Annotated in this window: 24 protein-coding genes; 11 read left to right on the plus strand and 13 right to left on the minus strand. The window is 62.5% G+C overall.

Going from position 1 to position 26,202, the window contains the following annotated elements:
- Window positions 1-112 precede the first annotated feature (112 nt).
- Window positions 113-490 (plus strand): hypothetical protein, encoded by a 378-nt coding sequence (locus R2R70_RS10870; RefSeq protein ID WP_410977984.1) that lies wholly within the window; start codon window positions 113-115, stop codon window positions 488-490.
- A 108-nt stretch (window positions 491-598) separates the two neighbouring features.
- Here R2R70_RS10870 and R2R70_RS10875 read toward each other — a convergent pair whose 3' ends face one another.
- From R2R70_RS10875 to R2R70_RS10895, 5 genes are all read right to left on the minus strand, one after another.
- Window positions 599-1,246, minus strand: coding sequence for a hypothetical protein (locus tag R2R70_RS10875; RefSeq protein WP_410977985.1), 648 nt, complete (start codon window positions 1,244-1,246; stop codon window positions 599-601).
- On the minus strand, window positions 1,243-2,436 hold the full coding sequence (locus tag R2R70_RS10880) for a DUF3500 domain-containing protein (RefSeq protein WP_410977986.1): 1,194 nt from the start codon (window positions 2,434-2,436) through the stop codon (window positions 1,243-1,245). The genes R2R70_RS10875 and R2R70_RS10880 overlap by 4 nt, the downstream gene beginning before the upstream one ends.
- Before the next feature lie 142 nt (window positions 2,437-2,578).
- The gene (locus tag R2R70_RS10885; RefSeq protein ID WP_410977987.1) at window positions 2,579-3,469 is read right to left on the minus strand and encodes a pseudouridine synthase; all 891 of its coding nucleotides are present in this window, start codon (window positions 3,467-3,469) and stop codon (window positions 2,579-2,581) included.
- 243 nt (window positions 3,470-3,712) lie between these two features.
- Window positions 3,713-4,027 carry a hypothetical protein gene (locus R2R70_RS10890; protein WP_043333722.1) on the minus strand — a complete coding sequence of 105 codons (315 nt, stop codon included), beginning with the start codon at window positions 4,025-4,027 and terminating at the stop codon, window positions 3,713-3,715.
- 203 nt (window positions 4,028-4,230) lie between these two features.
- Window positions 4,231-4,683: a hypothetical protein gene (locus R2R70_RS10895; RefSeq protein WP_410977988.1), complete on the minus strand. Its 453-nt coding sequence runs from the start codon at window positions 4,681-4,683 to the stop codon at window positions 4,231-4,233.
- A gap of 441 nt (window positions 4,684-5,124) precedes the next feature.
- Here R2R70_RS10895 and R2R70_RS10900 point away from each other — a divergent pair, with 441 nt between their 5' ends.
- On the plus strand, window positions 5,125-5,559 hold the full coding sequence (locus R2R70_RS10900; RefSeq protein WP_043333725.1) for a hypothetical protein: 435 nt from the start codon (window positions 5,125-5,127) through the stop codon (window positions 5,557-5,559).
- A gap of 344 nt (window positions 5,560-5,903) precedes the next feature.
- On the opposite strand, the gene R2R70_RS10905 is transcribed toward R2R70_RS10900, so the two are convergent.
- Window positions 5,904-7,511: a hypothetical protein gene (locus tag R2R70_RS10905; RefSeq protein WP_410977989.1), complete on the minus strand. Its 1,608-nt coding sequence runs from the start codon at window positions 7,509-7,511 to the stop codon at window positions 5,904-5,906.
- A 1,132-nt stretch (window positions 7,512-8,643) separates the two neighbouring features.
- Between R2R70_RS10905 and dbpA the strand changes: the two genes are divergently transcribed.
- Window positions 8,644-10,044, plus strand: a complete 1,401-nt coding sequence (dbpA, locus tag R2R70_RS10910; protein WP_410977990.1) for an ATP-dependent RNA helicase DbpA — start codon at window positions 8,644-8,646, stop codon at window positions 10,042-10,044.
- On the opposite strand, the gene R2R70_RS10915 is transcribed toward dbpA, so the two are convergent.
- Window positions 10,034-10,372 (minus strand): hypothetical protein, encoded by a 339-nt coding sequence (locus tag R2R70_RS10915; RefSeq protein WP_410977991.1) that lies wholly within the window; start codon window positions 10,370-10,372, stop codon window positions 10,034-10,036. The two genes, dbpA and R2R70_RS10915, sit on opposite strands and share 11 nt — an antisense overlap.
- A 24-nt stretch (window positions 10,373-10,396) precedes the next feature.
- Here R2R70_RS10915 and R2R70_RS10920 point away from each other — a divergent pair, with 24 nt between their 5' ends.
- Window positions 10,397-10,846, plus strand: coding sequence for a GNAT family N-acetyltransferase (locus R2R70_RS10920; RefSeq protein WP_165873884.1), 450 nt, complete (start codon window positions 10,397-10,399; stop codon window positions 10,844-10,846).
- Between the two features lie 186 nt (window positions 10,847-11,032).
- Window positions 11,033-11,200 carry a hypothetical protein gene (locus tag R2R70_RS10925; RefSeq protein WP_166019763.1) on the plus strand — a complete coding sequence of 56 codons (168 nt, stop codon included), beginning with the start codon at window positions 11,033-11,035 and terminating at the stop codon, window positions 11,198-11,200.
- Between the two features lie 121 nt (window positions 11,201-11,321).
- Here the strand turns inward: R2R70_RS10925 and R2R70_RS10930 are convergent, their stop codons facing one another.
- The gene (locus tag R2R70_RS10930) at window positions 11,322-12,680 is read right to left on the minus strand and encodes a NarK family nitrate/nitrite MFS transporter (RefSeq protein WP_043333727.1); all 1,359 of its coding nucleotides are present in this window, start codon (window positions 12,678-12,680) and stop codon (window positions 11,322-11,324) included.
- Between the two features lie 562 nt (window positions 12,681-13,242).
- Between R2R70_RS10930 and R2R70_RS10935 the strand changes: the two genes are divergently transcribed.
- The 3 genes from R2R70_RS10935 (at window position 13,243) to R2R70_RS10945 (ending at window position 15,868) form a co-directional block, all read left to right on the plus strand.
- Window positions 13,243-13,818 (plus strand): ANTAR domain-containing response regulator, encoded by a 576-nt coding sequence (locus tag R2R70_RS10935; protein WP_054555320.1) that lies wholly within the window; start codon window positions 13,243-13,245, stop codon window positions 13,816-13,818.
- 50 nt (window positions 13,819-13,868) lie between these two features.
- A complete protein-coding gene (locus tag R2R70_RS10940) occupies window positions 13,869-15,077 on the plus strand; it encodes a CmpA/NrtA family ABC transporter substrate-binding protein (RefSeq protein WP_410977992.1) in 1,209 nt (402 codons plus the stop codon).
- Window positions 15,078-15,247: 170 nt separating this feature from the next.
- A complete protein-coding gene (locus R2R70_RS10945) occupies window positions 15,248-15,868 on the plus strand; it encodes a TetR/AcrR family transcriptional regulator (RefSeq protein WP_043333730.1) in 621 nt (206 codons plus the stop codon).
- A 161-nt stretch (window positions 15,869-16,029) separates the two neighbouring features.
- Here R2R70_RS10945 and preA read toward each other — a convergent pair whose 3' ends face one another.
- The 4 genes from preA to R2R70_RS10965 all read right to left on the minus strand — a co-directional run bounded on the left by preA (window position 16,030) and on the right by R2R70_RS10965 (window position 21,341).
- Window positions 16,030-17,382, minus strand: a complete 1,353-nt coding sequence (preA, locus tag R2R70_RS10950; protein WP_410977993.1) for an NAD-dependent dihydropyrimidine dehydrogenase subunit PreA — start codon at window positions 17,380-17,382, stop codon at window positions 16,030-16,032.
- Window positions 17,382-18,782 (minus strand): NAD(P)-dependent oxidoreductase, encoded by a 1,401-nt coding sequence (locus R2R70_RS10955; protein WP_410977994.1) that lies wholly within the window; start codon window positions 18,780-18,782, stop codon window positions 17,382-17,384. Before R2R70_RS10955 ends, preA begins: the two co-directional genes overlap by 1 nt.
- Window positions 18,783-18,977: 195 nt before the next feature.
- Window positions 18,978-20,420, minus strand: coding sequence for a dihydropyrimidinase (hydA, locus tag R2R70_RS10960; protein WP_410977995.1), 1,443 nt, complete (start codon window positions 20,418-20,420; stop codon window positions 18,978-18,980).
- Between the two features lie 84 nt (window positions 20,421-20,504).
- Window positions 20,505-21,341, minus strand: coding sequence for a nitrilase-related carbon-nitrogen hydrolase (locus R2R70_RS10965; protein WP_043333765.1), 837 nt, complete (start codon window positions 21,339-21,341; stop codon window positions 20,505-20,507).
- A 553-nt stretch (window positions 21,342-21,894) separates the two neighbouring features.
- On the opposite strand from R2R70_RS10965, the gene R2R70_RS10970 reads away from it, so the two are divergent.
- Both R2R70_RS10970 and R2R70_RS10975 read left to right on the plus strand, forming a co-directional pair.
- Window positions 21,895-22,290 (plus strand): hypothetical protein, encoded by a 396-nt coding sequence (locus R2R70_RS10970; protein ID WP_410977996.1) that lies wholly within the window; start codon window positions 21,895-21,897, stop codon window positions 22,288-22,290.
- Entirely contained in the window at window positions 22,247-23,773 is a 1,527-nt protein-coding gene (locus R2R70_RS10975) for an NCS1 family nucleobase:cation symporter-1 (RefSeq protein ID WP_054555323.1), read from the plus strand. The genes R2R70_RS10970 and R2R70_RS10975 overlap by 44 nt, the downstream gene beginning before the upstream one ends.
- A 137-nt stretch (window positions 23,774-23,910) precedes the next feature.
- On the opposite strand, the gene R2R70_RS10980 is transcribed toward R2R70_RS10975, so the two are convergent.
- Window positions 23,911-24,804 carry a LysR family transcriptional regulator gene (locus R2R70_RS10980; RefSeq protein ID WP_216060106.1) on the minus strand — a complete coding sequence of 298 codons (894 nt, stop codon included), beginning with the start codon at window positions 24,802-24,804 and terminating at the stop codon, window positions 23,911-23,913.
- Window positions 24,805-25,090: 286 nt separating this feature from the next.
- Here R2R70_RS10980 and R2R70_RS10985 point away from each other — a divergent pair, with 286 nt between their 5' ends.
- On the plus strand, window positions 25,091-26,200 hold the full coding sequence (locus R2R70_RS10985) for an S-(hydroxymethyl)glutathione dehydrogenase/class III alcohol dehydrogenase (RefSeq protein ID WP_410977997.1): 1,110 nt from the start codon (window positions 25,091-25,093) through the stop codon (window positions 26,198-26,200).
- The last annotated feature ends 2 nt before the right edge of the window (window positions 26,201-26,202 follow it).

Genomic DNA, 26,202 nt, shown 5'->3' on the forward strand with positions numbered 1-26,202 from the left:
TGCTGAGTTCTGAGTATGACATGAGCGCAATACCTTACAGGGAAACTCAGGTGTTGCACTCAGAATCTGCGGCCAAGGACATTCACCAAGTGGCTCTAGCTGGCAAGCAGATGTGCTTTTTTCAATTAATGGTCGTAAAGTAGCTATTGAATTGCAACGCTCTTATCAGCACTTGCGTGATTTTACCCGACGCCAAGAGCGGTACACTGAATCAGGTGTGGAGTGTTATTGGTTGGTGCGTAAGGATGTATTTGTAACTCTAAGTAAGTCTACAGTTCGATTGCTGTTGAAGCGAGATTTCGATGGTCTATTACCATCTGGAGGGTTGGGTACTGGTATGTTGCCCGAATTGCCTATATCTGTGCTTGATATTGAATGCGAGGAAATGGTTCAATTCGGGAAATTAAAAAGTGCAACAGTACCCGTATGGCTATCTGGAATTATCAATAACACATATCAATATCGTGAAGGTTCTTGGAATCTTGATTAATGTATTGAGCAGGGTGGCTTCAGAGCCCTTCTAGCCATCAGGCTGGAAGGGCTTTTTTTGTGGGCGCGATTCAGGAAACGCAAACCGCCTTGTTTACTCCAGCTCGGCTCACTCCTGCTCGACCGGTCCCTGCCTGGCCTTGCGCAGGTCGAGCCGGACGCCGTGGGCGGAGTGGAAGAAGCCGAAGTCGGCCATCAGGCGGGTGTCGCCTTCGGAAGTTTGCCATTCGACTTCGGCGCGGTGATTGCGGACTTCGTGCATCACGGCGTCGTATTTCAGCAGCAGTGAGTCCGGTTCGGCTTCCTCGGTATTCACATCCCATTGTGTGACGACCAGCAGGTAGTCGCCGAGTTGTGGCTGATAGGTTGAGCTGAGATGCGCCTCGGTGAGCGTCAGCGGCAGTGCGTCGCCGTCCTTGGAGAGCGCCAGATGCTGATTGATATAGTCGCCGAGTTGATCTGTCAGCGCCTGCGGCAAGGGTGCATCGGGCTTGGCGTCACCAAGCGCTGCCAGTTCCGGCGCGGCGATCAGCAGGTCTTCACGCGGGAACTGGAGAGTGAGCTTGAGCGTATGCTGTGGCTGCTGCTCAAAGATGAGCGTGCTGCCGGGCAGGGCATGGGCGTGAGCCGACTGGATGATACCCATGCCGCTGATTCCAAAGCCGCTGATGCCCATACCATTGGCGCCAAGCGTGGCCCCGCCGATCATCACCGCGAGCGTGAACAGCGCCGCGCGCCACGGCGAGCAGCGGGTCATTCGCTCTGGCCGCCGTAGTCGTCGGTGCGGTCACGCCATACCGAGTGCGGATGGTTGCCGACCTTGTCGGTGGACTTGTTGGACTGCAACGAGAATTCGATCCACAGCGACGGGCCGTGTATGCGCACATAATCGTTTTCGGCGCTGACCTGCGGCGTGCCGGAGAAGCCGAGATAGGTCTCGGGAAGTTCGGAGGTGTACTTCTCCATGTAGGCCGCGGCTTCGGGGGCGGAGATGTCTTCCACGTAGGTCTCGATGGCCGTCAGCAGCAGCGCTTGCTGGTCATCATCCAGCTCGGAGACCGGCAGGCCTTCATAGCTTTCGGGGATGGCATCGTCGGCCTGGGGGCCAGCGAGGATATCGCGGTAGGTGCCTTCCAGCGTGGCCTTGGCCTTCTGATCATCGGAGAGCGAGCTCAACAGGGTGGCGAAGGCATCGCGCTCCTGGGTCAGCGGCTCGTTCACCCGACCGTTCATCTCGAAATAGGGGAAGGGTTCCACGCCACGGAAGGAGGGTGTGGCACCGGCCAGCTTGCCGTCGGTGTAGGTGTTGGCGAAGGCCATGTGGTGGCCGCCGTAGTACAGCTCCCAGGTGCCGGTCTCGCCGGGCGTGCCGAGGAAGGCGAACTTGGTGTTGTAGGAGGAGTAACCGGCCTTGTAGTCGGTGCTGACGGTGTTGATGTAGTCATCGGCGTTGAGCGTCTGGAGCATCTCGTCGAAGCCTTCATCGGGCGCGTGGCCGGTGGCTTCCAGCATGATGGCTTTGACGAGGCCGCGCTGCTTGATGTTCAGCTCGCCCAGCAGCACGCCGGGGCGTTTCGGGAAGGCGCCAGCGGGCAGATTGCTCCAGTTCTCGGCCTCTTCGAGGGAGTAGTCATGCTGCAGGTTCTGCAGGATGTCATCGTCGGAGATATCCGCCTTGAGCAGATCAATCAGGCACAGCATGCGCTCATAACCTGGCGTGTCGCCGCACTCGGCGGCGCTCTCGGGGGTGGGCACGCTCTGCATCTGGGTGCTGGTATCGCCCATGCGCGCGCGCAGCGCCTCGCTCAGGGCCTGGTCTTCCGCTGACATCGGCGGCGGGCCATCGTGATCGGGCGGCGGCCCGTCGTGCCCTTGTTGTGCGAGGACGGGGAAGGACAGGAGCGCGGCCAGCGCGGCTCCTCCGGTCACTGCGAGACGTCGGGACATCGATGGGCCTATTTTCCGGGGACAGGAGGAAAACCTTAGCCCGCCTGACGTCGAGCATGAAGCCTTCGCCAGATGATTTCTTTGTGCACATGCCGGGGCCTGTGCGTCGGCTGGCGACGACAGCTACGGGCCATGTCACGGCTCACGCCAGTGTCAGGTCACCGTCGTATTCGAAGCGTCTTTCTTCGCCGGTGACGGGATCAATGAACTCGAATCCCTTGGAGAGCAGCTGCAAGGGGCGCGCGTAGTCATCCGGCGAGAGCGGTTGCAGCACGGGGTAGTAGCGGTCATTCAGAATCGGCCAGCCCAGCGTCTGCATATGTACGCGTAGCTGGTGGGTTTTGCCGGTGACAGGGTGCAGCTCGAACAATGCCTGACTGGCTGTCTGCTGTACGCAGCGAATCACCGAGTGGCTGTTGGCCGCGCCGTCGGTGACATGAATGCGGAAGCGTTGCTCGCTCTGCTCGAGACGATTCTTCACCTCCCACTGCTGGCCCACCAGGGATTCATTGCTGTGTGTCTCGGCGATGGCCTGGTAGGTCTTGTGGATATTCCGCGACTTGAACAGCTGATGATAGAGGGGGCGCGTGTCGGGATTGACGGAGCACAGCACCAGCCCCGCCGTGACCCTATCCAGACGATGCACCGCCTGCAGCGCCTCTATCCCGGTGCGCTTGCGCAGTCGCTGTTGCAGGCACTCGTTCACGTACAGGCCGCCGGGTGTCACCGGCAGGAAGTGCGGCTTGTAGGCCACCAGAATGTGCTCATCCTGATAGAGAATCCGCTCCGCGAAGGGGATGCTCGGCTCGCTTGCCACCTCGCGGTAATAGAACACACGCAGATGTGGTTGGTAGGGCGACTCTGGCGTGATCAGCGAGCCATCATCGCGATGTACCTTGCCCTCGGCCATGCGCTCGCGCCAGCGTGACTCGGCAATCGCCGGAAACTTGAGCAGCAGATACTCCAGCACCGTCGTCACACCGGGATTGACCTGCGGCAGGCTCAGCTTGGAAGGACGCGCGGAAATGGACATGGAAGGCCTGAGGTTGGGAGGAGCGGCTTGAGGGAGCCATTGTACAGGGTGAGGTGGAGAGCGGCGTTGTCAGTATTTTTGGCGCTGTTATAGGTAGAGAGAGCTGGGGAAGAGGTCTGTTCAAGGCGCTGAGATACAACATCAAAAAAGCCCTCCCGACATCGCCGGGAGGGCTTTTTCATGCGTCTTGCGGACTACGTTCACCGATGGGATGATCTGCGGGGTTCTACTCAGATCAGACCATTACATCGGGTGTTGCTCTTCTTCGTAGAGCTCGGCCTTGGCGTCGCGTAGGACATCTTCGCAGGCGCTGTGGTTGGCCAGTTGCAGCATCAGATTCTGGCTGAGGGCGAAGCCCTTGCCCAGGCAGGTGTCGACCTCTTCGCGGGTGAGCGCCGGGGTGACATTGCAGTCAATCTTCATCGTACGACTACCGCCATCAAAGCGGTCGGCGAGGGCGCGCAAGCGCCAGGCAAGCCGTGTTTTCCAGCGGGCGGTGGGGTCGGGGCCTTCCGTCACGTCGAGCGTGCAACGCCATTCAGGTTTGTAGACCTTCATGTGAACCTCCTCGGCTGGTCGTTTTCAATGATCGATCGTGATGTTCTGCTCCGCGTGCTGTGCTTGATGTCGTGCCTTGTTGCTCGTACCAGAAATGCGTTCCAGTCGTGCATATGACAGTCGTGCTCGAGGTTCGCGCGTCATCTTGATCGACGACAGGCCGACCCTCTCTCTCACCATACGAGTTTTGGCGCCGAGATACATCAGTCTGAGTGTAAACGTTGCTTATCCTGATGTATCTGCAACAGCTGCTCCAGCGCCAGATGCAGCCAGTCGAAAGTATCAAGGGGCCTCACGACCCGCGCTGGCTCGCCACTTTGTGCAGCGGTGGCGGGGCTGTCAGGCGGAGTGTGTTCACCCAGCAGCTCCGCCAGGCTCTCGATCTGGATACCTTCGCGTAATGCGAATGTCTCAAGCTCGCCACTGGCCAGCCAGATCTCCTGAATCACCGTCGGCACCGCACTCATGGCACAGGCGTAGTCGAGAATCTCGCCGCGCTCGCGTTCTGCTGCAATGCGCGCGGCATGCGCCAGCAGTTGGGCGCTCAAGGCCGGAAAGCGCGCCTTTGCAATGCGTGCCGGCAGGTGCGTGTCGCCAGGCTCGGGCGCTTGCCAGCGGCGCAGCACAGGAGGGGGCTTGATTGAAGAGCCCGGCATTGAAGCGTCTGTCGGCGGGCAAGCAGATGGATGATCAGTCTTGGAGGCCATGTGGATAAACTCCAGCGCGAAGGGCGAGCCGGCAGGCCGGTCGAGGGGCGAGGGTCTAAGGTCTAAGGTCAGGGCGAGGCTGCCAAGGCGCTAGCCGCTGATGAATCAGACAGCGAGAAAGGCAGAGTGTTGGATGGCGGGAGAGTCAGCGTCTCTTGTGCGGCAGTCACTGCTGCTGTTTTGCCCAACAATGGCAGCTCGCAGATGCTAAACCCGCAGATGAAGCAGGCGTTTGCGCCAAGGAGTCACGCGGCGGGTTTGCGCTGCCAAGTGGTTAATTTTGCGAGAAAAATCATCAATCGATGCAACCAGGCGGCCACTTGGTGCGTACACAGCAGTACGTGCCTGCTGCGTTGCAGCGCTGGCCCATTCCCCCTGGAGAGAATTGACATGACGAAGTACGCCGATCGAATCCGCATTTCCCTGTTGCTGCTGCGCCTCGGGGTCTTCCTCGTGATCACGATGTGGACACTGGACAAGTTCTTCAATCCTGGCCACGCCGCTGCCATCTTCGAGAAGTTCTATGCCATCGGTGGCATGGGCGAGGGCATCGTCATCGCGATTGCCGTCATCGAGATGGTGCTGTTGCTGCTGTTCGTCACCGGCGTGAAGAAGACCCTCACCTACGGTCTGGTGCTGTTGCTGCACGCCGGGTCTACCTTCTCTGCCTTCAAGCAGTATCTGGACCCGTTCGATCACCTGCTGTTCTTCGCCGCCTGGCCGATGCTGGCCGCCTGTGTCGCGCTGTTCATGCTGCGCGAGATCGATACCTGCTTCACCCTCGGTGGCAAGCAGGCGCGTCTTGAGGAAGAAGCGGCACGCTAAGTGTCCGTGGCCGAGCTGGCTGCAAGGTTCGGCCACGGGTCTTGCTGAGATGACACACAAAAGCGCCGCTCGGGACATGCCCGGGCGGCGCTTTTGTGTGGGGAGGTATCGCCATCGTGCGTCTTCGTGTGGCCTTGCTTGCTTGCGCCGGGGAGAGTGAGGGGGCACCAGCGTCATTATGTATTGTTTCTTGTTATGTTTATCAAAAAGGTAATCAGTTGACTTGTGTGCAGGTAGCAAAGCTCATGATTGTTTCTGCTGTGCTCCATAACTGGCATTACGTAATCATCTGATGGCAAGGCCCACAGGCAGCACTGTGCTTGCTCAGGTCACGTCATGCCTTGCTACGCCATGCGGGATTTCTGCTGCAGGCCCAGTGAGTCACTCAGCACTTTGAGGGCGCTGGAGAAGTCCTCGGCGTCGCTCGCCTGTGCGAGACTCTCCGCGCTGGCTTTCTCACTGACGACACTGTTTGCGATGGTCTTGTCGCGGGTCTTGTCGCTGGTCATTCCACTGCCGCTTTCGCTTGCCATGCCGCGATCGCTGGCGATCACCTGACCGACGGAGTGAGCAGTGTCGCTGCCGAGTGCGTCGTCACTGGCATTGCGCGCGATGATGGCGTGGAGTGCCGGCAGGCTGGCGTGATTGTGGAACTGCCAGACGCCGTAGATGCGGCCATCGAAGGAGGCTTCACTGCCCAGTGTCGGGTCGACGGCGAGACCGGCGCCCAGCCCGAACATGTAGAGGCCCGCAAGACGCTGGCCGTGGATGTCGCAGGGATTGCCGTTGGCATCGGAATCCAGCCCGCCGTTCACTTCACGCAATGTGATGGGCTGATGATGGGCGTCGCTGATGGTGGGCAGAATCGGCTGATAGCCGTTGCACTGCACCACGATGGGCGCGTCGGCGAGCACTTCGCTGGCCAGTTCCAGGCGTTGGGCACTGCCGGGGCCGGTCTGTACCAGCTGGATGTCCATCGCGCACTCTTCGATGCGGCCGGTGGCCAGAATTTCCTGACCGATGGCCAGCGCCCGGTAGCGCAGCCCGCCGGAGCGGTTGATGCGACCGCTGATCGGGCACACATCGCGCTCGGCATCGTAGTGATAGCCTGCGGCGCGCGCTTCTTCGGCATTCTCGAAGAACAGCCGAATCGGTGAGCGATGCAGCAGGGTGATCTCCTTGACGCGGGTATTGCGCAGCGCGTCGGCCAGCACGTCGAGCATCGAGAAGGCGCTGTGCGAGCCACCCACCACACAGACGCGACCACCACGCCGCAGACGCGGCAGCAGCAGGCTGCGCAGCTGCCCCGGCGGCATGCGCAACAGCTCATCGCCGCTGTAGATGCGTGCGCGCCGCGACGGCGTCAGCCCCTGACGATTGAGGCTCTGGGTCAGTTGCTCCGGGCACTGCTGGCCGCCCAGATTGAGCACCAGGTTCTCGGTGCGCAGCCGCGACGTGCGCTGGGCCACTTCCGGTTCATGCGAGAGGGTCAGAATGCTGTTGCCGTCGAGGTACTGCAGCGTGTCCAGGCTGGTGCCGCACCACATCTCGACGCCTGGCAGGGCGGTGATGTGCGCCAATACCAGGGCACTGGCGGCTTCCAGCAGCTCGCCGATCTCATCGAGTCGCGGGGAGGAGTAGGGATCGGCGCGGATTCGCTCCAGGCAGGGTTCGCCTTCGAGTGGGGCCAGCACGTCGGCGAGTGCCGGGTCGCGCAGGCAGTCGAGGAACACATCGCCGACCGAATTGGCGGTGATGCGATATTCGCCCAGCCGACCTGCGCCAAGCTTGCCGCCGGCGTGGGTGCCGCCGGCATCGAGAATCAACAGTCCGTGGCGGGCCAGTGTCGTGATCTGGCCTGTCTTGAGGGCATTGAACAGAAATCCCATGCCTGCCGGGCCGACACCGGCCACGATACATCCGTAGCCCGTGATTCTTGAGAGGTCCTTCATGTCGTTTTTCTCCCTGGGTCGTAGTGACATCTTGTGGCTGTTTCGGTAGAGAGGTGTGATCCCCTCTGACAGCTGGCGGCTTGAAGACTGCGCCGCTCTATTGCTGCTCCCCTGTTGTCGGGGCAGCGGTGACCGTGGTGTTGCGGGTGGCAAAGATCGCCTGTCCGTGCGATATCATTTGCTCTTTGACGTGCTATTACAGCAACTTGCATACACGTGGTGACGTGAATTGTGGCGATGAAGCTGCAGGATTCACGTCAATGGTGTTTCCATGGTGTTGCCGGTTCTGAGTGCCGGTTCTGAGTGCCGGTTCTGAGTGCCGGCGACCTGTGCCTTGCGCCGGGCTTGATGACCGGTTTCATGACCGGCTTCATGGTCAGAGTGATGACCGGCTTCGCACGAGCTGTCAGTACGCTTGCAACGATCCAATTCGGGAGACCACCCCGAGATCGAAAACGCCTGTGCGACACAGACAGCATTTCGCTATCTGCATGTCATTGATATTCATGATATCGATTCAGGTTTAGCCTCTGGGCGTGCAGCGGCACCACTGCGGCAGCCGAGCAGTAGCCGAGCGGTATCCAGCAGCACATCACTGATGAGAGGTGGCATTCCTCATACCCGGCATGGGGGTGGGCCCATCTCGGTATGCGCCAATCCTGGTGTGTCATTGGCACTGATAGTCTGAGGTAGATAACAAGAACGTCGTGATGATTATCCCGTCACGAATGTCGGCGCCATTTTCGTGAAGTGCGCTGCAGGAAATGCACGGCGTGAAATATGCAGCGACTCAGCCACCGACTGAAATTGTATTTCGTGACATGCCAACTGACCGTTGGCCATTTTGTTTAATTAACGATAATTAATAAATGATATTTGGCGGGAATCGAATCCTGTCGTGACGAAAATCATGCTTTGAGTTGAGTCACATTCGAGCTGGCTCATACGGTGTGCTGAGAGGTGAGTCTGGCGGGCAAGAGAGGGCGTTGCTCAAAAAGGCTATCTCGCCTGGGGAGCCGGTATCAGGCGCTGGCATCCGTGGCAGGCGTTAGTGGCCACGCTCTGCTATGCTCTGCGCCCGCGCGTAAGCCCGTTCGGCTCGTGCCTGTTCATCGATTGAAGGAATGTCCCCGTGACTGACGCCACCGCCACCCCTGCCTTTGCCTCTCTGGCGCTGGCGCCCGAGCTGCTCGACAACCTCGCCACGCTCGAATATCACGCCATGACGCCGATTCAGGCGCAGAGCCTGCCGCCGATGCTGCAAGGCCGCGATGTCATCGCCCAGGGCCAGACCGGCTCCGGCAAGACCGCTGCCTTCGGCCTGGGGCTGCTGTCACGCCTCAAGGTCTCGCGCTTCCGTGTGCAGTCACTGGTGCTGTGTCCGACACGTGAGCTGGCCGATCAGGTTGCCGGCGAGATCCGTCGTCTGGCGCGCGGCCTGCACAACGTCAAGGTGCTGACTCTGTGCGGCGGCGCGCCCTTCGGCCCGCAGCTGGGCTCGCTGGAACACGGCGCGCACATCATCGTCGGCACGCCGGGGCGCGTGGATGAGCATCTGCGCAAGGGCAGCCTGAGCCTGGTCGAGCTCAATACCCTGGTGCTGGATGAAGCCGACCGCATGCTCGACATGGGCTTCGCCGAGGTGCTGGATGCCATCGTCGCCGAGACCCCGGAGGAGCGTCAGACGCTGCTGTTCAGCGCGACCTTCGCCGATGGCGTGCGTCCGATCGCCGAGCGCATGCTGCGTGATCCGGTCAGCATCGAGGTGGCCTCCACCCACGATGACAGCAGCATCCGTCAGCTGTTCCACCGTGTCGCCGATGACGAGGCGCGCTTCGAGGCGCTACGTATCCTGCTGCTCAAGTACCGCCCGGAATCCAGCGTGGTGTTCTGCAACACCAAGCGTCAGGCGCAGGAAGTCAGCGACGCGCTCAATGAGCACGGCTTCAGTGCCATGGCGCTGCACGGTGACCTCGAACAGCGCGAGCGTGACCAGACGCTGGTGATGTTCGCCAACAAGAGCACCTCGATTCTGGTGGCCACTGACGTCGCGGCGCGCGGGCTGGATATCGAAGCGCTGGATGCGGTGTTCAACTACGAGATCGCGCGTGACCTCGACGCTCACGTGCACCGTGTCGGGCGTACCGGCCGTGCCGGCAGCTCCGGCATTGCCTGCACGCTGTACACCGAGAAGGAAGACTATCGCCTGACCAAGCTGGGTGAATTCCTCGAGCAGACGCTGGAAGCCGAGCCGCTGCCCTCGAAAAGCATGCTGACGCGCGAGCCGTTCCATGCGCGCATGGCGACGCTGCAGATCGACGGTGGCAAGAAGGACAAGCTGCGTCCCGGCGACATCCTCGGCGCGCTGACCGGTGACGGCGGCCTGGAAGGCAGCAAGATCGGCAAGATCAAGGTACTGGCGCGGACCACCTTCCTCGCCGTGGAGCGTGATGTCGCCAAGTCGGCACTCACCCAGCTGATGAACGGCAAGCTCAAGGGGCGCTCCTTCCGCGCGCGTCGTCTCAAGAGCTGAGGCGGGCAGCGTCGCTGACGTGCCTGACCGGTAGCGGCGAGAAGCCTGAGAGGGACTGAACCAGGCTTTTCATCTGCCATGCGACCTTGATATCACCCCAAGCGATGCCCGCCACCACGGCGGGCATCGTGCTTTTTGAGCAGCAGATTGACGCTCGCAGCCGCTGCGGGCGGTGGCTAAGCTTGAGGTAACGTCCCTGACCATCAGGGCGCTGATTCGGTACCTCGTGATGACTGCCAACGCCGTTGATAATCTTCGCATTCGTGAAGAACGTCTCATTGATCATGAGCGCATCTACCGCATTCATGAATCCGTCTTTGCCGGCCATCGTGAAGCGCGCCTGGGTGATAGATTGCGTCGAGGCAATCTGGCGCAGATCTCGCTGGTGGCCGAGCGTGTCACCGACCCGGAGACGGGCCGCCACCTCAGTGAAGGTGAGGGCGGCCTGCTGGGGCATGTGATGGTGTCGCGGGTGGAGCTTTCCGGCTACCCGGACCGCGTGCTGATGGCGTTGGCGCCGCTGGCGGTGCTGCCCCAGCATCAGCGTCACGGCATCGGCAAGCGACTGGTGATCTCGGCGGTCAAGCGCTGTCGGCTGCTGGGGGCGGGGGCCGTGGTGGCGGCAGGCCATGCAGATTTCTATACCCACCTGGGCTTTCATCCGGCGTGTCATTACGGGCTCTACTGCCATCATGACGACGTGCCGGGCTCCTTCGTCGCCTTCGAGCTGCTGCCGGACTATCTGGAGGGGCTGGGCGGTGAAGTGCAGTTTCCCGATACCTTCTCTGAGCTGGGTATCTGAGCAGCCTTGCGCGGGTGTCCTGAACAGCCCTGAGCGATTGGTTTTGATCAGCAACAGGCAACTCGGCGTTGCGTGACCCTTGAAACGGCAAGGCTCCCGCTCCATGTCATGGGTAACACCACGTGGCAGCCTGTGTGTGATGGCAGCTGTCGCGTCATTCCGACCGATGATTCAAGGAGAGACATCATGAAGCTCAAGACTCTGGGTAGTTCGCTGATGATTGCCATGCTCGGTCTCGGTGGCCTGTCGCTCGCCGGTTGCGAGGACGAAGGCCCGATGGAGAAGGCCGGTGAGAAGATGGACAACGCCGTCGAGGAAGCCGGCGATAGCGTCGAGAACGCCACCGATAGCTGAGGCTTGGCTGTCAGCGCTGCGATGAGTCCCCGCTGACCTGAGCTGTCATCAGACACAAGAAGGCCCCGCCTCCCATGAGGCGGGGCCTTCTTGTGTCTGGCTCGGGGAGAAGGAAATCCGCTTATGCCGAGGCGGGCTGCTGCTCGCTCTGTTGCTTACGGTCCGCGACGGCGGCGTCGTAGGCGCGGCTTTCCTCGGCTTCGGTGGCAGCGCTGAAGCGCACCAGCAGCGCGAACAGCGAGATCACGATCACGCCCATGCCCAGGTACATCAGGCCTTCCTGGTAGGTCAGCTCCTCACTGCGGAACAGGAAGCCCGCGGCGACAGCGCCCGCGTTGCCGCCCGCACCGACGATACCGGCGACCGCGCCGAGCGCCTTGCGATTGACGAAGGGTACGATGCCGAAGGTCGCGCCTTCCGCCATCTGCACGAAGAGGCTGAAGACCAGCATGATGCCGATGGCCACCGCGAGGGTTTCCATCTGGGCGAAGCCGACCAGCGCGACGCCTTCACACAGCAGCGCGATGAACAGCCAGCGCACGCGGCCCTTGAGGCCGGACTGGCGGGCGAACAGGTCGGAGAACACGCCGCCCAGGGTGCGGGCGAACAGGTTCATCAGGCCGAACAGCCCTGCGATGAGACCGGCGGTGGCAAGATCGAGATCGAAGTGATCGAAGAAGTAGATGGCGGCGACGTTGTTGATGGTCAGCTCGACCCCGAAGCAGGCGCCATAGACGAGGAACAGGGCCCAGACGCGAATGTCGCGTGCCGCCGCGCCGAAGGTGGCGCGCATGCTGTATTCCTTCTCGGCCTTGGGCAGCTCACCACGCTCACGCAGCTCGCTGAAGTTGCCGTCCGGCGCATCCTGGGTGAAGAAGTAGTAGGCGATACCGGTCAGGAACAGCACGATGCCCGGCACGACCATCGCCAGACGCCAGCCCAGGGTCTGCTCGACGCCCAGCATCAGCAGGCCGGCCATCACCAGCGGCATCAGCATCTGGGTGGTGCCGCCGCCCAGGTTGCCCCAGCCCGCGGTGGTGGCGTTGGCGGTGCCGACCACGTTGGGGCCGAACATCACGGAGGTGTGGTACTGGGTGATGACGAAGGAGGCGCCGATGGCACCGATGGCCAGACGGGCCAGGAAGAAGGATTCGAAGCTGTCGGCGAAGCCGATGCACATCACCGGCAGCGAGCCGAGGCACAGCAGCCAGGTGTAGGCCTTGCGTGGCCCGATGCGATCACACAGCACGCCGATGGCGAGGCGCACGATCACCGTGATGGCGACGGAGGCGATGATGGTGTTGCCGATCTGGGTCTTGGTCAGGCCAAGGTCGTCACGCACCACGGCCATCAGCGGCGCGATGCCGAACCAGCCGAAGAAGCAGACGTGGAAGGCGAACCACGACATGTGGAAGGCGCGCATTTGCGGAGTGTTGAAGCTGAACAGCCGGATGCGGCTGGCCTTGTTGCGGATATCCATGAGTGGGCTCCTGATTCAGCGTCGGTGCCGGGCACGAAGTCAGGTGTGCTCGGCGAGTGGTCGAACGGCTGTGAATGAACGACAGCGAGGGCGCCTCGTCATTGAGGGGCCTGGTTCGACGCACTCGTACTCCGAAGAGCCTGGTCCACGTCATGGATAGCGATGGCAGCAGTCGGTGATGCCATGGTTGCCGGCAGCAGAGCGTCTGTGCGGCAAGTGACAGGAACAAAGCAAGTAGCGCGCCAGTTGCGGGGGTGTGGGCGGGACAAGTCCCAGAAGATCAATGGCTTGGCGAGGGCGGTGGGTTGGCGCGCGCAGGCGGTGTCCCGGGCTGGATGCGCGCTCGATGCGCGCTGGCGGTGCGTCAGCAAGGCGCGAGGTACCAGTCTGGCGCACGCGACTGGCGCTGGGAGGGTCGGGACGGCGCGTGCCTCATTGCAGTGCAGCGACGCTTTCGGCTCGGCCGCTCTGAAGGCCTTTGGCCACAGGGTTGCACCAGATTGCGGCACGAATCCTGCTTGGGTGTACGGCAAGTCTCATGCCCGACCCAAGGAAACCTGACATGCCCGTGACCGTGCTGATCGTCGATGTCCGCAGTGAGCGCTCCGCCGCGCTGGAGCAGGCGCTATTGAGCGCTGGCTTCGAGGTGGCGCTGCGCGTTGACGAGCACGAGGACCTGCACGCGCTGGTCGAGCAGCATCAGCCCGATGCGGTGATCATCGACGCCGACCTGCCCAGCCGCGACACCCTGGAACATCTCGGCCAGCTGGGGCGACGCTATCCCAAGCCGATGATCATGCTGGCCAGTGAAGATGCCCCGGACCTCGTGCGTGAGGCGGCCGGCGCCGGTGTCTCGGCCTATGTGGTGGACCACGTCATGCCAGCGATGGTGCGCAGCATGGTCGAGGTCGCCATCACCAGCTTCGAGGCGCACCGTGCGCTCAAGGGGGAGCTCAACCGCACCCAGACCACATTGGTGCAGCGGCGCAGCGTCGATCGCGCCAAGGCCGTGGTGATGGAGACGCGCGGGCTCAGTGAAGATGCCGCCTACCAATACCTGCGCAAGACCGCCATGAACCGGCGCCTGGCCCTGCATGAGCTGGCCGATGAGCTGCTCAAGGCCGCGCGTCGGCGCTGAGCCGGTCGCCGTACTGTCCTTCTCTCTCGATCGTTCAAGAGGTGTGCGTGATGCCCACAGATGTACCCCTGAATGGCCATCAGCTGACGCTGGGCCTGATGCCACTCAATGATGCCGCGCCCTTCGTGGTCGCTGAGCAGTTGGGGCTTTTCCGCGAGGAGGGGCTGGCGGTGACACTCAAGTGGCAACCCTCGTGGGCGGCGTTGCGTGATGACCTGCAGACCGGTGTGCTGCAGGGTGCGCAGATGCTGGCGCTGATGCCGCTGACCTCGACCCTGGGCCTGGATGGCCGCGCCACGCCGGTGATCAGTGCCATGACGCTCAATCTGGGTGGCAACTCCATCACGCTGTCGCGCGCGCTGATGGCCACCCTCGGCGAGGACGGCCACGACCTCTCCAGTCCGTTGCAGGTCGCGAAGGCGCTGGCGGCGCATGTGCACGAGCGCAAGCAGCGCGGCGAGCCACTGCTCAAGCTGGCCAGCGTGCACCCGTTCTCTTCGCATCGTTATCTGTTGCGCTACTGGCTGGCGGCGGGCGGCATCAACCCGGACCGCGACGTCGAGATGCGCGCCGTGGCGCCGCCGCTGATGGCGGCGCAGCTGGCCAGCGGTGCGCTGGATGGCTTCTGTGTCGGTGAGCCCTGGAACAGTCTGGCGGCGGCGCAGGGCATGGGGCAGGTGGTGGCGGGCAGTCACGATATCTGGCGCTTCGGGCAGGAAAAGGTGCTGGGCGTGCGCGAGGACTGGGCGGAGCAGCATCCGCTGGCGCATCAGGCGCTGATTCGCGCGCTGCTCAATGCCTGCGCCTGGCTGGACCGCCCCGGCAATCGGGCCAGAGCCGCCGAGTGGCTGCATGACGAGGGCATGCCGGAGGTGCCGATGAGCGTGGTGACGCGCGGACTGGAAGATGTCGATGTCGAGCAGTCGGTGGACGAGTTTCAGCAGCACAATCCCGGCTGGACCATCTTCCATCGCTATGCGGCCAACTTCCCGTGGCGTTCCCAGACGCGCTGGTACATCGCCCAGATGCAGCGCTGGGGGCATCTGCAGGGCTTCAATGACGAGGATCTCGAGGCGACGCTGACACGTTGTGTACGCCCGGATCTCTACCGCACGGCGGCCCGCAAGCTGGGCATGGTGGTGCCGGTGGCGGATGAGCGCAGTGAAGGCACGCATCCGGCGCCCTGGTGGCTGAGCGGCGAGGCGGGCCAGGTGCCGATGCCGGCGGATGGCTTCATCGATGGCGCGGTCTTCGAGTGATGTCGCGGGCGCGGTTCTTGCCGGTCCGCGCTGGCGCGGGATTGCACAGCACTTGCAGAGAAGTCGCCATCTCCTTTGCCGGATGACAGGGCAAACCTGACGGCTCAGACATGTTGGCAGTGCGGTTGTGATATTCTCATCGCACTGCCAGCACCGCGTCAGGGGATCGCATGACCACTCGCAAGTCTCAGATTCGCAAGGATAATGTCGGCCGCATCCTGCTCGCCGCCGAAAAGATCTTCGCTCTCAAGGGCTATGTCGGCGCCAGCATGGTCGATATTGCCGCCGAGGTAGAGCTGCCCAAGTCCAATCTGCATTACTACTTCAGCACCAAGGAAGCGCTGTATCGCGCGGTGCTCGATGGCCTGTTGGCGCTGTGGAAGGAAGATGCGCTGTGCTTCGAGGCCTACGACGACCCGCAGCTGGTGCTCTCCACCTACATTCGCGCCAAGATGATGCACTCGCGCCAGCGCCCCTATGGCTCCAAGGTGTGGGCCAGCGAGATCATGCAGGGCGCGCCGGTGTTGGGCGAAGAGCTGACGGTGTGGCTCGACGAGTGGGCCGAGATGAAGAAGTCACGCCTGCGCCAGTGGATCGGCGAGGGCCGCATCGACAACGTCGATGCCTCCGCCTACCTGTACATGATCTGGGCCAGCACCCAGCACTACGCCGACTTCGATCATCAGATCGCGGTGCTCAATCAGGGCAAGGCGCTGAGTGATCGGGAATTCGAGCAGGCGGTGCAGAACGTGACTCGGGTGCTGCTGAAGGGCGTCGGTTTGTCCGCCTGAGCCAGCAGGTGGCTTCATGATTTAATTATCATGAAGCTAATCATCGTCATCATTGCTGGATCATCAAGACAATGAAGAAGGGGCTGCCATTGCTGGCAGCCCCTTTTTTTGGTTCCCATCTATTGCTAGCTGCGCCCCGCGATCGGAGGAGCACCAGACGATCAGGCCGCGCGATGCGGATTGCGCGGGTCCTCCATCCAGTTCATGTACGGCTTGCCGGTGTCCTGCACTTCCATGGTGATGCAGTCCTCGACCGGGCAGGTGATCTCGCACAGGTTGCAGCCCACGCAGTCGGCGTCCTTCACCTCATAGCGGGCGGTGCCGTTGTCCTTGGCCAGATGCATGATGGCCTGGTGTGAGGTGTCCTCGCAGGCGATATAGCAGCGTCCGCAGCCGATGCACTTGTCCTGGTCGATGCGGGCGATCACCTGATAGTTCATGTCCAGCTGCTTCCAGTCGGTGGTGTTGGGCACCGCCGCGCGCGAGAACTCGTCGATACGCTGATAGCCCTTGCTGTCCATCCAGCGTCCCAGGCCGTCCTTCATCTCCTCGACGATACGGAAGCCATGCAGCATCGCCGCCGTGCACACCTGCACGCTGCCCGCGCCGAGGGCGATGAATTCCGCCGCATCTTCCCAGTTGGAGATGCCGCCGATGCCGGAGATCGGCAGGTTTGCGGTTTCTGGTGTGCGCGCTATCTCGGCCACCATGTTCAGTGCGATGGGCTTCACGGCGCTGCCGCAATAGCCGCCGTGGGTGCTGCGGTCGCCGACGATGGGATGCGCGACCATGCGGTCGAGATCCAGGTGGGTGATGGAGTTGATGGTGTTGATCAGCGAGACGGCATCGGCGCCGCCACGCCAGGCGGCCTTGGCCGGTTCACGCACGTCGGTGATGTTGGGCGTCAGCTTGACGATCACCGGCAGCGAGCTGTAGGTCTTGCACCAGCGCGTGACCTGCTCGACATACTCCGGCATCTGGCCCACCGCCGCGCCCATGCCGCGTTCCGGCATGCCGTGGGGGCAGCCGAAGTTGAGTTCGATGCCGTCACAGCCGGTGGCTTCGACCTGCGGCAGGATGGTCTTCCAGGCCTCTTCCTCGCACGGCACCATCAGCGAGACGATCAGCGCGCGGTCCGGCCAGTCCTTCTTGACCTGGGTGATCTCGCGCAGGTTGATCTCCAGCGAACGGTCGGTGATCAGCTCGATGTTGTTGAAGCCGCTGACCTCGCCATTCGGGCCATAGTGCGCCGAGTAGCGGGAGGAGACGTTCACCGCGGCCGGGTCTTCGCCGAGGGTCTTCCAGACCACGCCACCCCAGCCGGCCTCGAAGGCGCGTACCACGTTGTAGGCCTTGTCGGTGGGCGGGGCGCTGGCCAGCCAGAAGGGGTTGGGGGCACGGATGCCGGCGAAGTTGACCGACAGATCGGCCTTGTAGCTGGCGACGTGATCGCCGCTTGATCCAGCACCTGCCGGGCGGGCGTTGTCATCATTGAGCGGGGTATGAATGGTCATCAGGCGGCCTCCACCTTGAGCATCAGATCGTGATGGATGGCCTCGGCGGCCAGCTTGCCGTGGGCGACGGCTTGAACGGTGAGGTCCTGCCCGCGGGCGATGCAGTCGCCGCCGGCATAGACGCCGGGCAGACTGGTGCGCAGCATCTCGTCCACCTCTATCTTGGCCCCCTCACGGGCCAGCCCTGCGGCATGGGCGTCGCTCAGGTTCGCGTCATCGAAGCCCTGGCCGATGGCGGTGAAGACCCCATCGCAGGCCAGCGTGAAGGTCTCGCCGGTATCGACGAGGCGGCCATCCTCGACTCGCGTGCGCGCGAACTGCATCGCGCTGAGCGCGGCGTCATCACCTTCTTCGCTTCTACCACTATCGTTTGCCACATCGATCGCCAGCGGGCGCGCCCAGGTGTGGATCATCACGCCATTGGCGCGCGCGATTTCCTGCTCGTGATGGGTGGCGGACATCTGCTCCTCGCCACGCCGGTAGACCAGGTCCACCGTCTGCGCGCCGAGGCGTTTGGCCTGCACCGCGATATCGATGGCGGTGTTGCCGGCGCCGATCACCACGGCGTGTCTGGGCACCGCCAGGGCGTTCAGTTCGTCACTCTGACGCAGCACCTTGATGAAGTCGGTGGCCGCCATCAGGCCGCTGGCATCTTCGCCGGTCAGGCCGAGGGCATGGCTGGTGCCAAGGCCGAGGCCCAGGAAGACGCTGTCGAATTCGCGTGTCAGGGAGGCCAGCGCCAGGTTGTCGCCGAGGCGCTGACCGTGGCGGATCTCGATGCCGCCGATCTCGAGCAGGAACTCGACTTCGCGGGCGGCGAAGTCATCGGTCAGCTTGTAGCGGGCGATGCCGTATTCGTTGAGGCCGCCGGCCTTTTCCTCGGCCTCGAAGATCACCACGTCGTGGCCGAAACGTGCCAGACGATGGGCGCAGGAAAGCCCGGCTGGCCCGGCGCCGACCACGGCGATGCGCCGACCGGTGCTGGCGCCACGCGTGAACGGATGGGCCTCGAACTGGGCGTTGTCCAGCGCATGGCGCTGCAGCAGGCCGATCAGCACCGGCTGGCACTCATCGCCCTGATTGCGCACGCAGGACTGCTCGCAGAGGATCTCGGTGGGGCAGACGCGGGCGCAGCTGCCACCGAGGATATTGGCATCCAGAATCTCGCTGGCGGCGCCTTCGAGATTGTCATCGTGGATACGGCGAATGAAGGTCGGGATGTCGATGCTGGTCGGGCAGGCCTTGATGCAGGGTGCATCGTAGCAGTACAGACAGCGCGAGCTCTCGATGAAGGCCTGGCGCTTGCTGAGCGCCGGATGCAGGTCTGTGAAACGCGCACTCAGCGCCTCTTCCGCGAGCCCGCTCGGGGCCCAGTGGGAAGGAGTGGAGGATGTGGTCACGGTGTGGCTCCTGCCCGCGCTCAGGCGCGGGGTCGTTGTTGTTGGTCTTGCAGGCGAGTCGGGTTGCGCTTCTTGGTTGGCAGCGGCTTGTTTAGTAGTGCTAAGGGACCGGCAGCGCGTCAGGTGCGCCGCCAGGCCGCCGTTCAGTCGTGCCGTACTTGTCTCAGTTGTCTCAGGTGGGTCGTTCGCCGACCGTCAGCTGCGATCCACGGCGCTGACGACGTTGCTCTCGGCGCGGGCCTTGAGCTGGTCGAACACGCTGGGGTAGGCCGGACGCTCGACATACTGGCCGTGGCCGCGCTTGGCATGCAGTTCGCCATCGCGCCATGCCCAGTCGCCGCGGCTGATGGTGTGGCGCGGAATGCCCTTGACGGTGCGGCCTTCGAAGATGTTGAAGTCGATGTTCTGGTGGTGGGTCTTGGCCGAGATGGTGCGTTCGGCGTTGGGGTCCCAGACCACGATGTCGGCGTCGCTGCCGACGCGGATCGCGCCCTTGCGCGGATAGAGATTGAAGATCTTGGCGGCATTGGTGGAGGTCAGGCCCACGAAGTCCTCGGCGGAGAAGCGCCCGGTATTGACGCCTTCGTGCCACAGCATCGCCATGCGGTCCTCGACCCCGGCGGTGCCGTTGGGAATCTTCGAGAAGTCGTCCTTGCCCATCTCCTTCTGCTCGGCGCAGAAGCAGCAGTGATCGGTGGCGGTGGTCTGCAGGTCACCGGACTGGATGCCGCCCCACAGCGCCTGACGGTGCTCCAGCGAGCGGAACGGCGGGCTCATCACGTGGCCGGCCGCGAATTCCCAGCTCTTGTTCTGATAGACCTCTTCATCGATCAGCAGATGGCCAGCAAGCACCTCGCCGTAGACTGGCTGACCGTGCTCGCGGGCGTAGCGGATCTCCTCCAGCGCATCGGCGGTGGAGACGTGGACCAGATACACCGGCGTGCCCAGGGTGCCGGCGATGCGGATGGCGCGGCTGGCGGCCTCGCCCTCGACCTGCGGTGGGCGCGACAGCGGATGCGCCTCAGGGCCGGTGATGCCGTCGGCCAGCAGCTTCTGCTGCAGGTGATAGACCAGCTCGCCGTTCTCGGCATGCACGGTGGGAATCGCGCCCAGTTCCAGGCAGCGCGCGAAGCTCGAGACGAGGGTGTCGTCCGGCGCCATGATGGCGTTCTTGTAGGCCATGAAGTGCTTGAAGCTGTTGACGCCGTAATCGGCGACCAGCGTCGCCATGTCCTGGCTGACGCTCTCGTCCCACCAGGTGACGGCGACGTGGAAGCTGTAGTCGCAGCACGACTTCTCGGCCCATTCGCGCCAGGTGTGATAGGCCTCCATCAGCGGCTGCTGGGGGGAGGGGATCACGAAATCGATGATCATGGTGGTGCCACCGGCCAGCGCCGCGGCGGTGCCGGTCTGGAAGTCTTCGCTGGCCACGGTGCCCATGAAGGGCAGCTGCATGTGGGTGTGCGGGTCGATGCCGCCGGGCATCACCAGACAGCCGCTGGCGTCGATCACTTCGCAGTCGTCCGGTACGCCCAGGTCGGTGCCGATGGCGGTGATGGTCTCGCCGTCACACAGCACATCGGCGGTGTAGCGCTCTTCGTGGGTCTGGATGCTGCCGCCCTTGATCAGGATTGCCATGAATCTCTCCCGGCCGCATCGCGCGGCCTTGTCCGGCATTGAGTGTCAGGTCGTCTTGTTGTCGTCGTGCTGGTCGTCAGTCCGTCACTCGCCGTCGGTGAGGCGGGTATAGGCATCGGGGCGACGGTCGCGGAAGAACTGCCAGTTGTTGCGCACCTCGCGCACCATCGCCATGTCGAGGTCGTGGATCAGCAGCTCATCCTCGGTGGCGCTGGCCTGGGCTTCGATCTGGCCGCGTGGATTCACGAAGTAGGAGGAGCCGTAGAACTCGCCGATATCCCAGGGCTGTTCATGGCCGACGCGGTTGATGGCGGCGATGTAGCAGCCATTGGCAGCGGCGGAGGCAGGTTGCTCCAGCTCCCACAGATATTGGGAGAGGCCCGCGACGGTGGCGGAGGGATTGAAGATGATCTCGGCGCCGTTGAGCGCCAATGCGCGCCAGCCTTCCGGGAAGTGGCGGTCGTAGCAGATGTAGACGCCGATGCGCCCGTAGGCGGTGTCGAAGACCGGCCAGTCGGACTTGCCCGGCTTGAAGAAGAATTTCTCCCAGAAGCCCGCCACCTGCGGGATGTGGGTCTTGTGATACTTGCCCAGATAGCTGCCGTCGGCATCGATGACGGCGGCGGTGTTGTAGTACACCCCCGGCTGCACTTCCTCGTAGATGGGCACGATGATCACCATCTGATGCTTCTTCGCGTACTGCTGCATCAGGGTGACGGTGGGGCCGTCGGGCACGCGCTCGGCGGCGGCATACCACTTGGCATCCTGGCTCGGGCAGAAATAGGGCTGATTGAAGACTTCCTGGAAGCACAGGATCTTGACGCCTGCCTCACCGGCCTGGTCGATCAGCGGCAGGTGGGCCTCGTTCATGGCATCACGGATCTGCGCGGGCTCGAGGTCGGTGGAGACGTTGAGTCCCATCTGGATGACGGCGCAGCGCAGCTTGCCGGCATCCTCGGTATAGGAGATGCGGGAATCGTTCGACATGTCTTCCTCATCGGGCGCTTGGCGCCGGTTGTTGTTGTCTTCAATGAGTGCTGGTGGGCTGAGCGGGTGAGCAGGGATAGCGCGAAATGGCCCCAGGAAAAACACGCCGCCTGCCTGGCGAGTCTGCATGCCGCTGGCAGGCATCGTGGGTCAGGAAAGGTCCGATTTAAATCCTGTCTCACCAGTCAGCTTAATGAACATTAGACAGTGTTCCCGCGTTCGGCAAGATGAAGTGTCAAATAAAGCCTTGTGGATTTATCTTGTTGTTATCAAAGAGTTTTTATTCAATAAAAGGCCATATTTCACCATTGTGGTGCCTCGAGAATCAGCATGGTTCACGCGATTTTCAAAGCAAAAGACGATGCACAACAGTGGCTTGTGATCGTTTGCGGGGGCATTGCGCAAGACCGCCTTGCACCAGCTTGGAACCTGACCATACTGACAGTTGGTGCGAACACGGCTTGTCGCCACCTGACAGGCGTCATGCATGAAAATACGCGCCAATGCATCTCAAGTTGTCTTGCAAGACAGGTTTGATTTGTCGGCAATAATCCGGCCGGCGGCATGCGATTTGCCACAGGGTTTTGCACATGAACTGCGCAAGGTGTTTCTTCTACACGGCCTGCCACAGATTCGTCTGCCGCAGAATCTTCTGCATCATAATCTTCTGCATGCAGTGCCGAATGAAGTGAGCCTGATGAAGTGTGCCGAACGGGGAGGAGCGAAGAGGAGTCAGGAAAGCGACGGAGAAGGTGAGGAAGACAAGAAACGACAAGTGACACAAGGCAAGCGCAGTGCATCACCCTCAACAATAACAACAGCTGAACAGGTGAGGACTCATGGCCCCGACACAGACGCGCTCGCACATGGTGCGCAGCAATGAGGAAATGATCGAGCTGGTGGTGGCACAGGATGTTGCCCGCAGCCCGCGTTACAACGAGGATATCGCGCCGACCAAGAGTGCCGAGCGCACCTGGTCGCGCTGGAACATCGCCGCACTGTGGGTCGGCATGTCGATCTGCGTGCCGACCTACACCCTGGGTGGCGTCCTGACCGCCTACTTCGGCCTGAGCGTCGGCGAGGCGCTGTTCACGATTCTGGTCGCCAACCTGGTGGTACTGATTCCGCTGACCCTCAACGCCTTCCCCGGCACGCGCTTCGGGATTCCCTTCCCGGTGGTGCTGCGCTCCTCCTTCGGCATCATCGGCTCCAACGTGCCATGCATGATTCGCGCGGTGGTCGCCTGTGGCTGGTTCGGTATCCAGACGATGTTCGGCGGGCTGGCGATCCACCTGCTGCTGTCGAGCCTCTCGGCCGACTGGAAGGCGCTGGGCGGGGTAGGCGAGGTCATCGGCTTCTTCGTGTTCTGGGCGCTCAACCTGTTCGTGGTGATTCGCGGCGCGGAATCCATCAAGTGGCTGGAGACGCTCTCCGCGCCCTTGCTGCTGGCGGTGGGTGTCGGCCTGATGGTATGGGCGCTGCCGCATACCTCGATCAGCGAGCTGTTGGCCCAGCCGCCGAATCGTCCCGAAGGCGATGGCGTGGCCAGCTACTTCATGGCCGGCCTGACCGCGATGGTCGGCTTCTGGGCGACGCTGTCGCTGAACATCCCTGACTTCAGTCGTTACGCGAAGAGCCAGAAGGACCAGATCGTCGGTCAGATCATCGGCCTGCCGCTGACGATGTTCTTCTTCGCCGCGCTCGGCGTGGTGCTGACCGCGGCGTCCAGCTCGCTGGTGGGTGAGACCATCTCCGACCCGGTCAACCTGATCGGTCGTATCGACAGCCCCGGCTGGGTCGCCATCGCCATGGTGCTGATCATCATCGCGACGCTCTCCACCAATACCGCGGCCAACATCGTCTCGCCGACCAATGACTTCCAGAACATCGCGCCGAAGTTGATCAACCAGACGCGCGGCGTGCTGCTGACCGGGCTGGTCGGGGTGCTGCTGATGGGCTTCGAGCTGATCAAGAAGATGGGCTGGATCGTCTCGGACGTGAGTCTCGAGAGTCTCTATTCCAACTGGTTGCTGGGCTATTCGAGTCTGCTGGGGCCGATCGCGGGGATCATGATCGTCGACTACTTCGTGATCCGTCGTCAGTCCTTTGATCTGCCGGCACTCTATCTGGATGGCAGCACCTATCCGGCCTTCAATCCGGCGGGCTTCATCGCCTTCTTCGTGCCGGTGGGACTGACGGTGATCAGCTTCTCGCAGCCCGGACTGTCCTGGTTCTACGACTACGGCTGGTTCACCGGCTCGCTGCTGGGGGCGCTGGTCTACTTCGTGGCCAGCAAGCTGCTGGTCAAGGCACCGCCGGTGCATCTGCCCGAGGCAGTACCGGGCAGCGGGGCGCAGCGCGCCTGACGCCGCTGATGAGAATGGTGAGTGCAACGACAGACGGGCTGCCGATTGGCAGCCCGTCTGTCGTTCGTCGGCTTATCAACTCATCCGCTCATCAACTTATTCGTTCATCAATTCGGCAGCTCATCCGCGGCGGCGCGTCATGCGTCAAGGCCGGGGATGCCGCCCTCGAAGCGCTCGACCATGAAGTCGACGAACTGGCGCACCTTGGGCGAGAGGTGGCGGTGGCGGGGATAGACGATCCACACCCCGGTATCGCGCACCTGGTACTCATCCAGTACCGAGATCAGCTTGCCGCTGGCCAGATAGGGCGCGACGTAATAGTCGGGAATCTGGGCAAGGCCGAGGCCCTTGAGCGTGGCGTCCAATAGCGCCGGGCCAGAGTTGGCCTGCCAGCTGCCGGTGATGCGCACCTCACGGCGCTGACCCTCGACCTCGAACAGCCACTCGCGCTTGGAACCGGCCAGACAGCGATGACTGGAGAGCTCAGCCAGGGTGTGCGGGCGCGGCGCCTGCTGGAAGTAGTCGTGCGAGGCGACGACGAATTCGCGGCGGTCCACCAGCCGTCTTGCGATCAGCGAGGAGTCCTTGAGCACGCCCATGCGAATGGCGACGTCGAAGCCCTCGTCGATCAGTTCCACCGGACGGTTGGTGAAGTGCATCTGCACTTCCAGTTGCGGGTGCAGCAGCTGGAAGTCGTTGACCAGCGGCGCGACGTAGCGCTCGCCGAAGGTGGTGGCGCTGGTCAGCTTGAGCACGCCGCTGGGGCGGGCGTGGAAGTCGCCGATGGCCTGTTCGGCGGCGCGGAAGCCATCGAAGAGGTGATGGCAGTGCTCGAAATACACCTGTCCGGCATCGGTGAGACGCGTCTGACGGGTGGTGCGGTAGAGCAATTGGGTATCGAGCTGGGCTTCCAGCTGGCTGATCAGACGACTGACATGTGAGCTGGACACCCCGAGATGACGGGCGGCACCGGAAAATGAGCCGATTCTGACGACTTCCACGAAGGCTTCGATACGGTCCCAGCGCTGCATGCTGGCTCCTCTTTCATTGTTGTTGAGTGGCAATAATCATCTGAGTGCCGACGGCTTAATCCCACCCGCATGACTGCGTAGACTGTGCTCCATGCCAAGCCCGCAAGGATGAACCGCAAGGACGAGCCCAGTGCCTGTCGCGTGGGGAGTCCCTCGGGCGACTCATCTATGCAACCTGTCAGGTGCTGCTACCTTTCAGGGTGGCCTCCGTGGTGATCATCACCACACCAGGGGGCATGAGATTGGCAGCCAGTTTACCGCTATTGATGCTCACTAGGAGAGATTCATGAAATCACGTGCTGCGATTGCGCTGGAAGCCGGCAAGCCGCTGGAACTGGTCGAGATCGATGTCGAAGGGCCGAAGGCCGGTGAGGTGCTGGTACGCATCGTCAATACCGCCGTCTGTCATACCGATGCGTTCACCCTGTCCGGCGCAGACCCGGAAGGCCTGTTCCCGTCCGTGCTGGGCCACGAAGGCGCCGGTATCGTCGAGGAAGTGGGCGAGGGCGTGACTGGCCTGGTGCCGGGCGACCACGTCATTCCGCTCTACACCGCGGAATGCGGCAAGTGCAAGTTCTGCCTCTCCGGCAAGACCAACCTGTGCAGCGCCGTGCGTGCCACCCAGGGTCGCGGCCTGATGCCGGACGGCACCTCGCGCTTCTCCCTCGATGGCAAGATGCTGCACCACTACATGGGCACCTCTACCTTCTCCGAATACACCGTGGTGCCGGAAGTCTCGCTGGCCAAGGTGTCCAAGGAAGCGCCGCTGGACAAGATCTGCCTGCTGGGCTGTGGCGTCACCACCGGTATCGGCGCGGTGATGAACACCGCCAAGGTCGAGCCGGGCTCTACCGTCGCCATCTTCGGCCTCGGTGCCATCGGTCTGGCCGCCATCCAGGGTGCGGTGATGGCCAAGGCGTCGCGCATCATCGCCATCGACATCAATGAAGACAAGTTCGACCTGGCCCGCAAGTTCGGCGCCACCGACTTCGTCAACCCGAGCAAGCTGTTCGTGCCGGTCCAGGAAGCCATCGTCGACATGACTGACGGCGGCGTCGACTACTCCTTCGAGTGCATCGGCAACGTCAATGTCATGCGTGCGGCGCTTGAGTGCGCGCACAAGGGCTGGGGCGAATCCATCGTCATCGGCGTCGCCGGTGCCGGTGAAGAGATCTCCACCCGTCCGTTCCAGCTGGTGACCGGGCGCGTCTGGAAAGGCTCCGCCTTCGGTGGCGTCAAGGGCCGTACCGAACTGCCGGGCTACGTCGATCGTTACATGGACGGCGCGATCAATCTGGACGACTTCATCACTCACCAGATGCCGTTCGAGAAGATCAACGAATCCTTCGATCTGCTGCACGAAGGCAAGTCGATCCGTACCGTGCTGAGCTTCTGATC

The organism is Cobetia sp. SIMBA_158 (assembly GCF_046566945.1).
GTDB classification, from domain to species: domain Bacteria; phylum Pseudomonadota; class Gammaproteobacteria; order Pseudomonadales; family Halomonadaceae; genus Cobetia; species Cobetia amphilecti.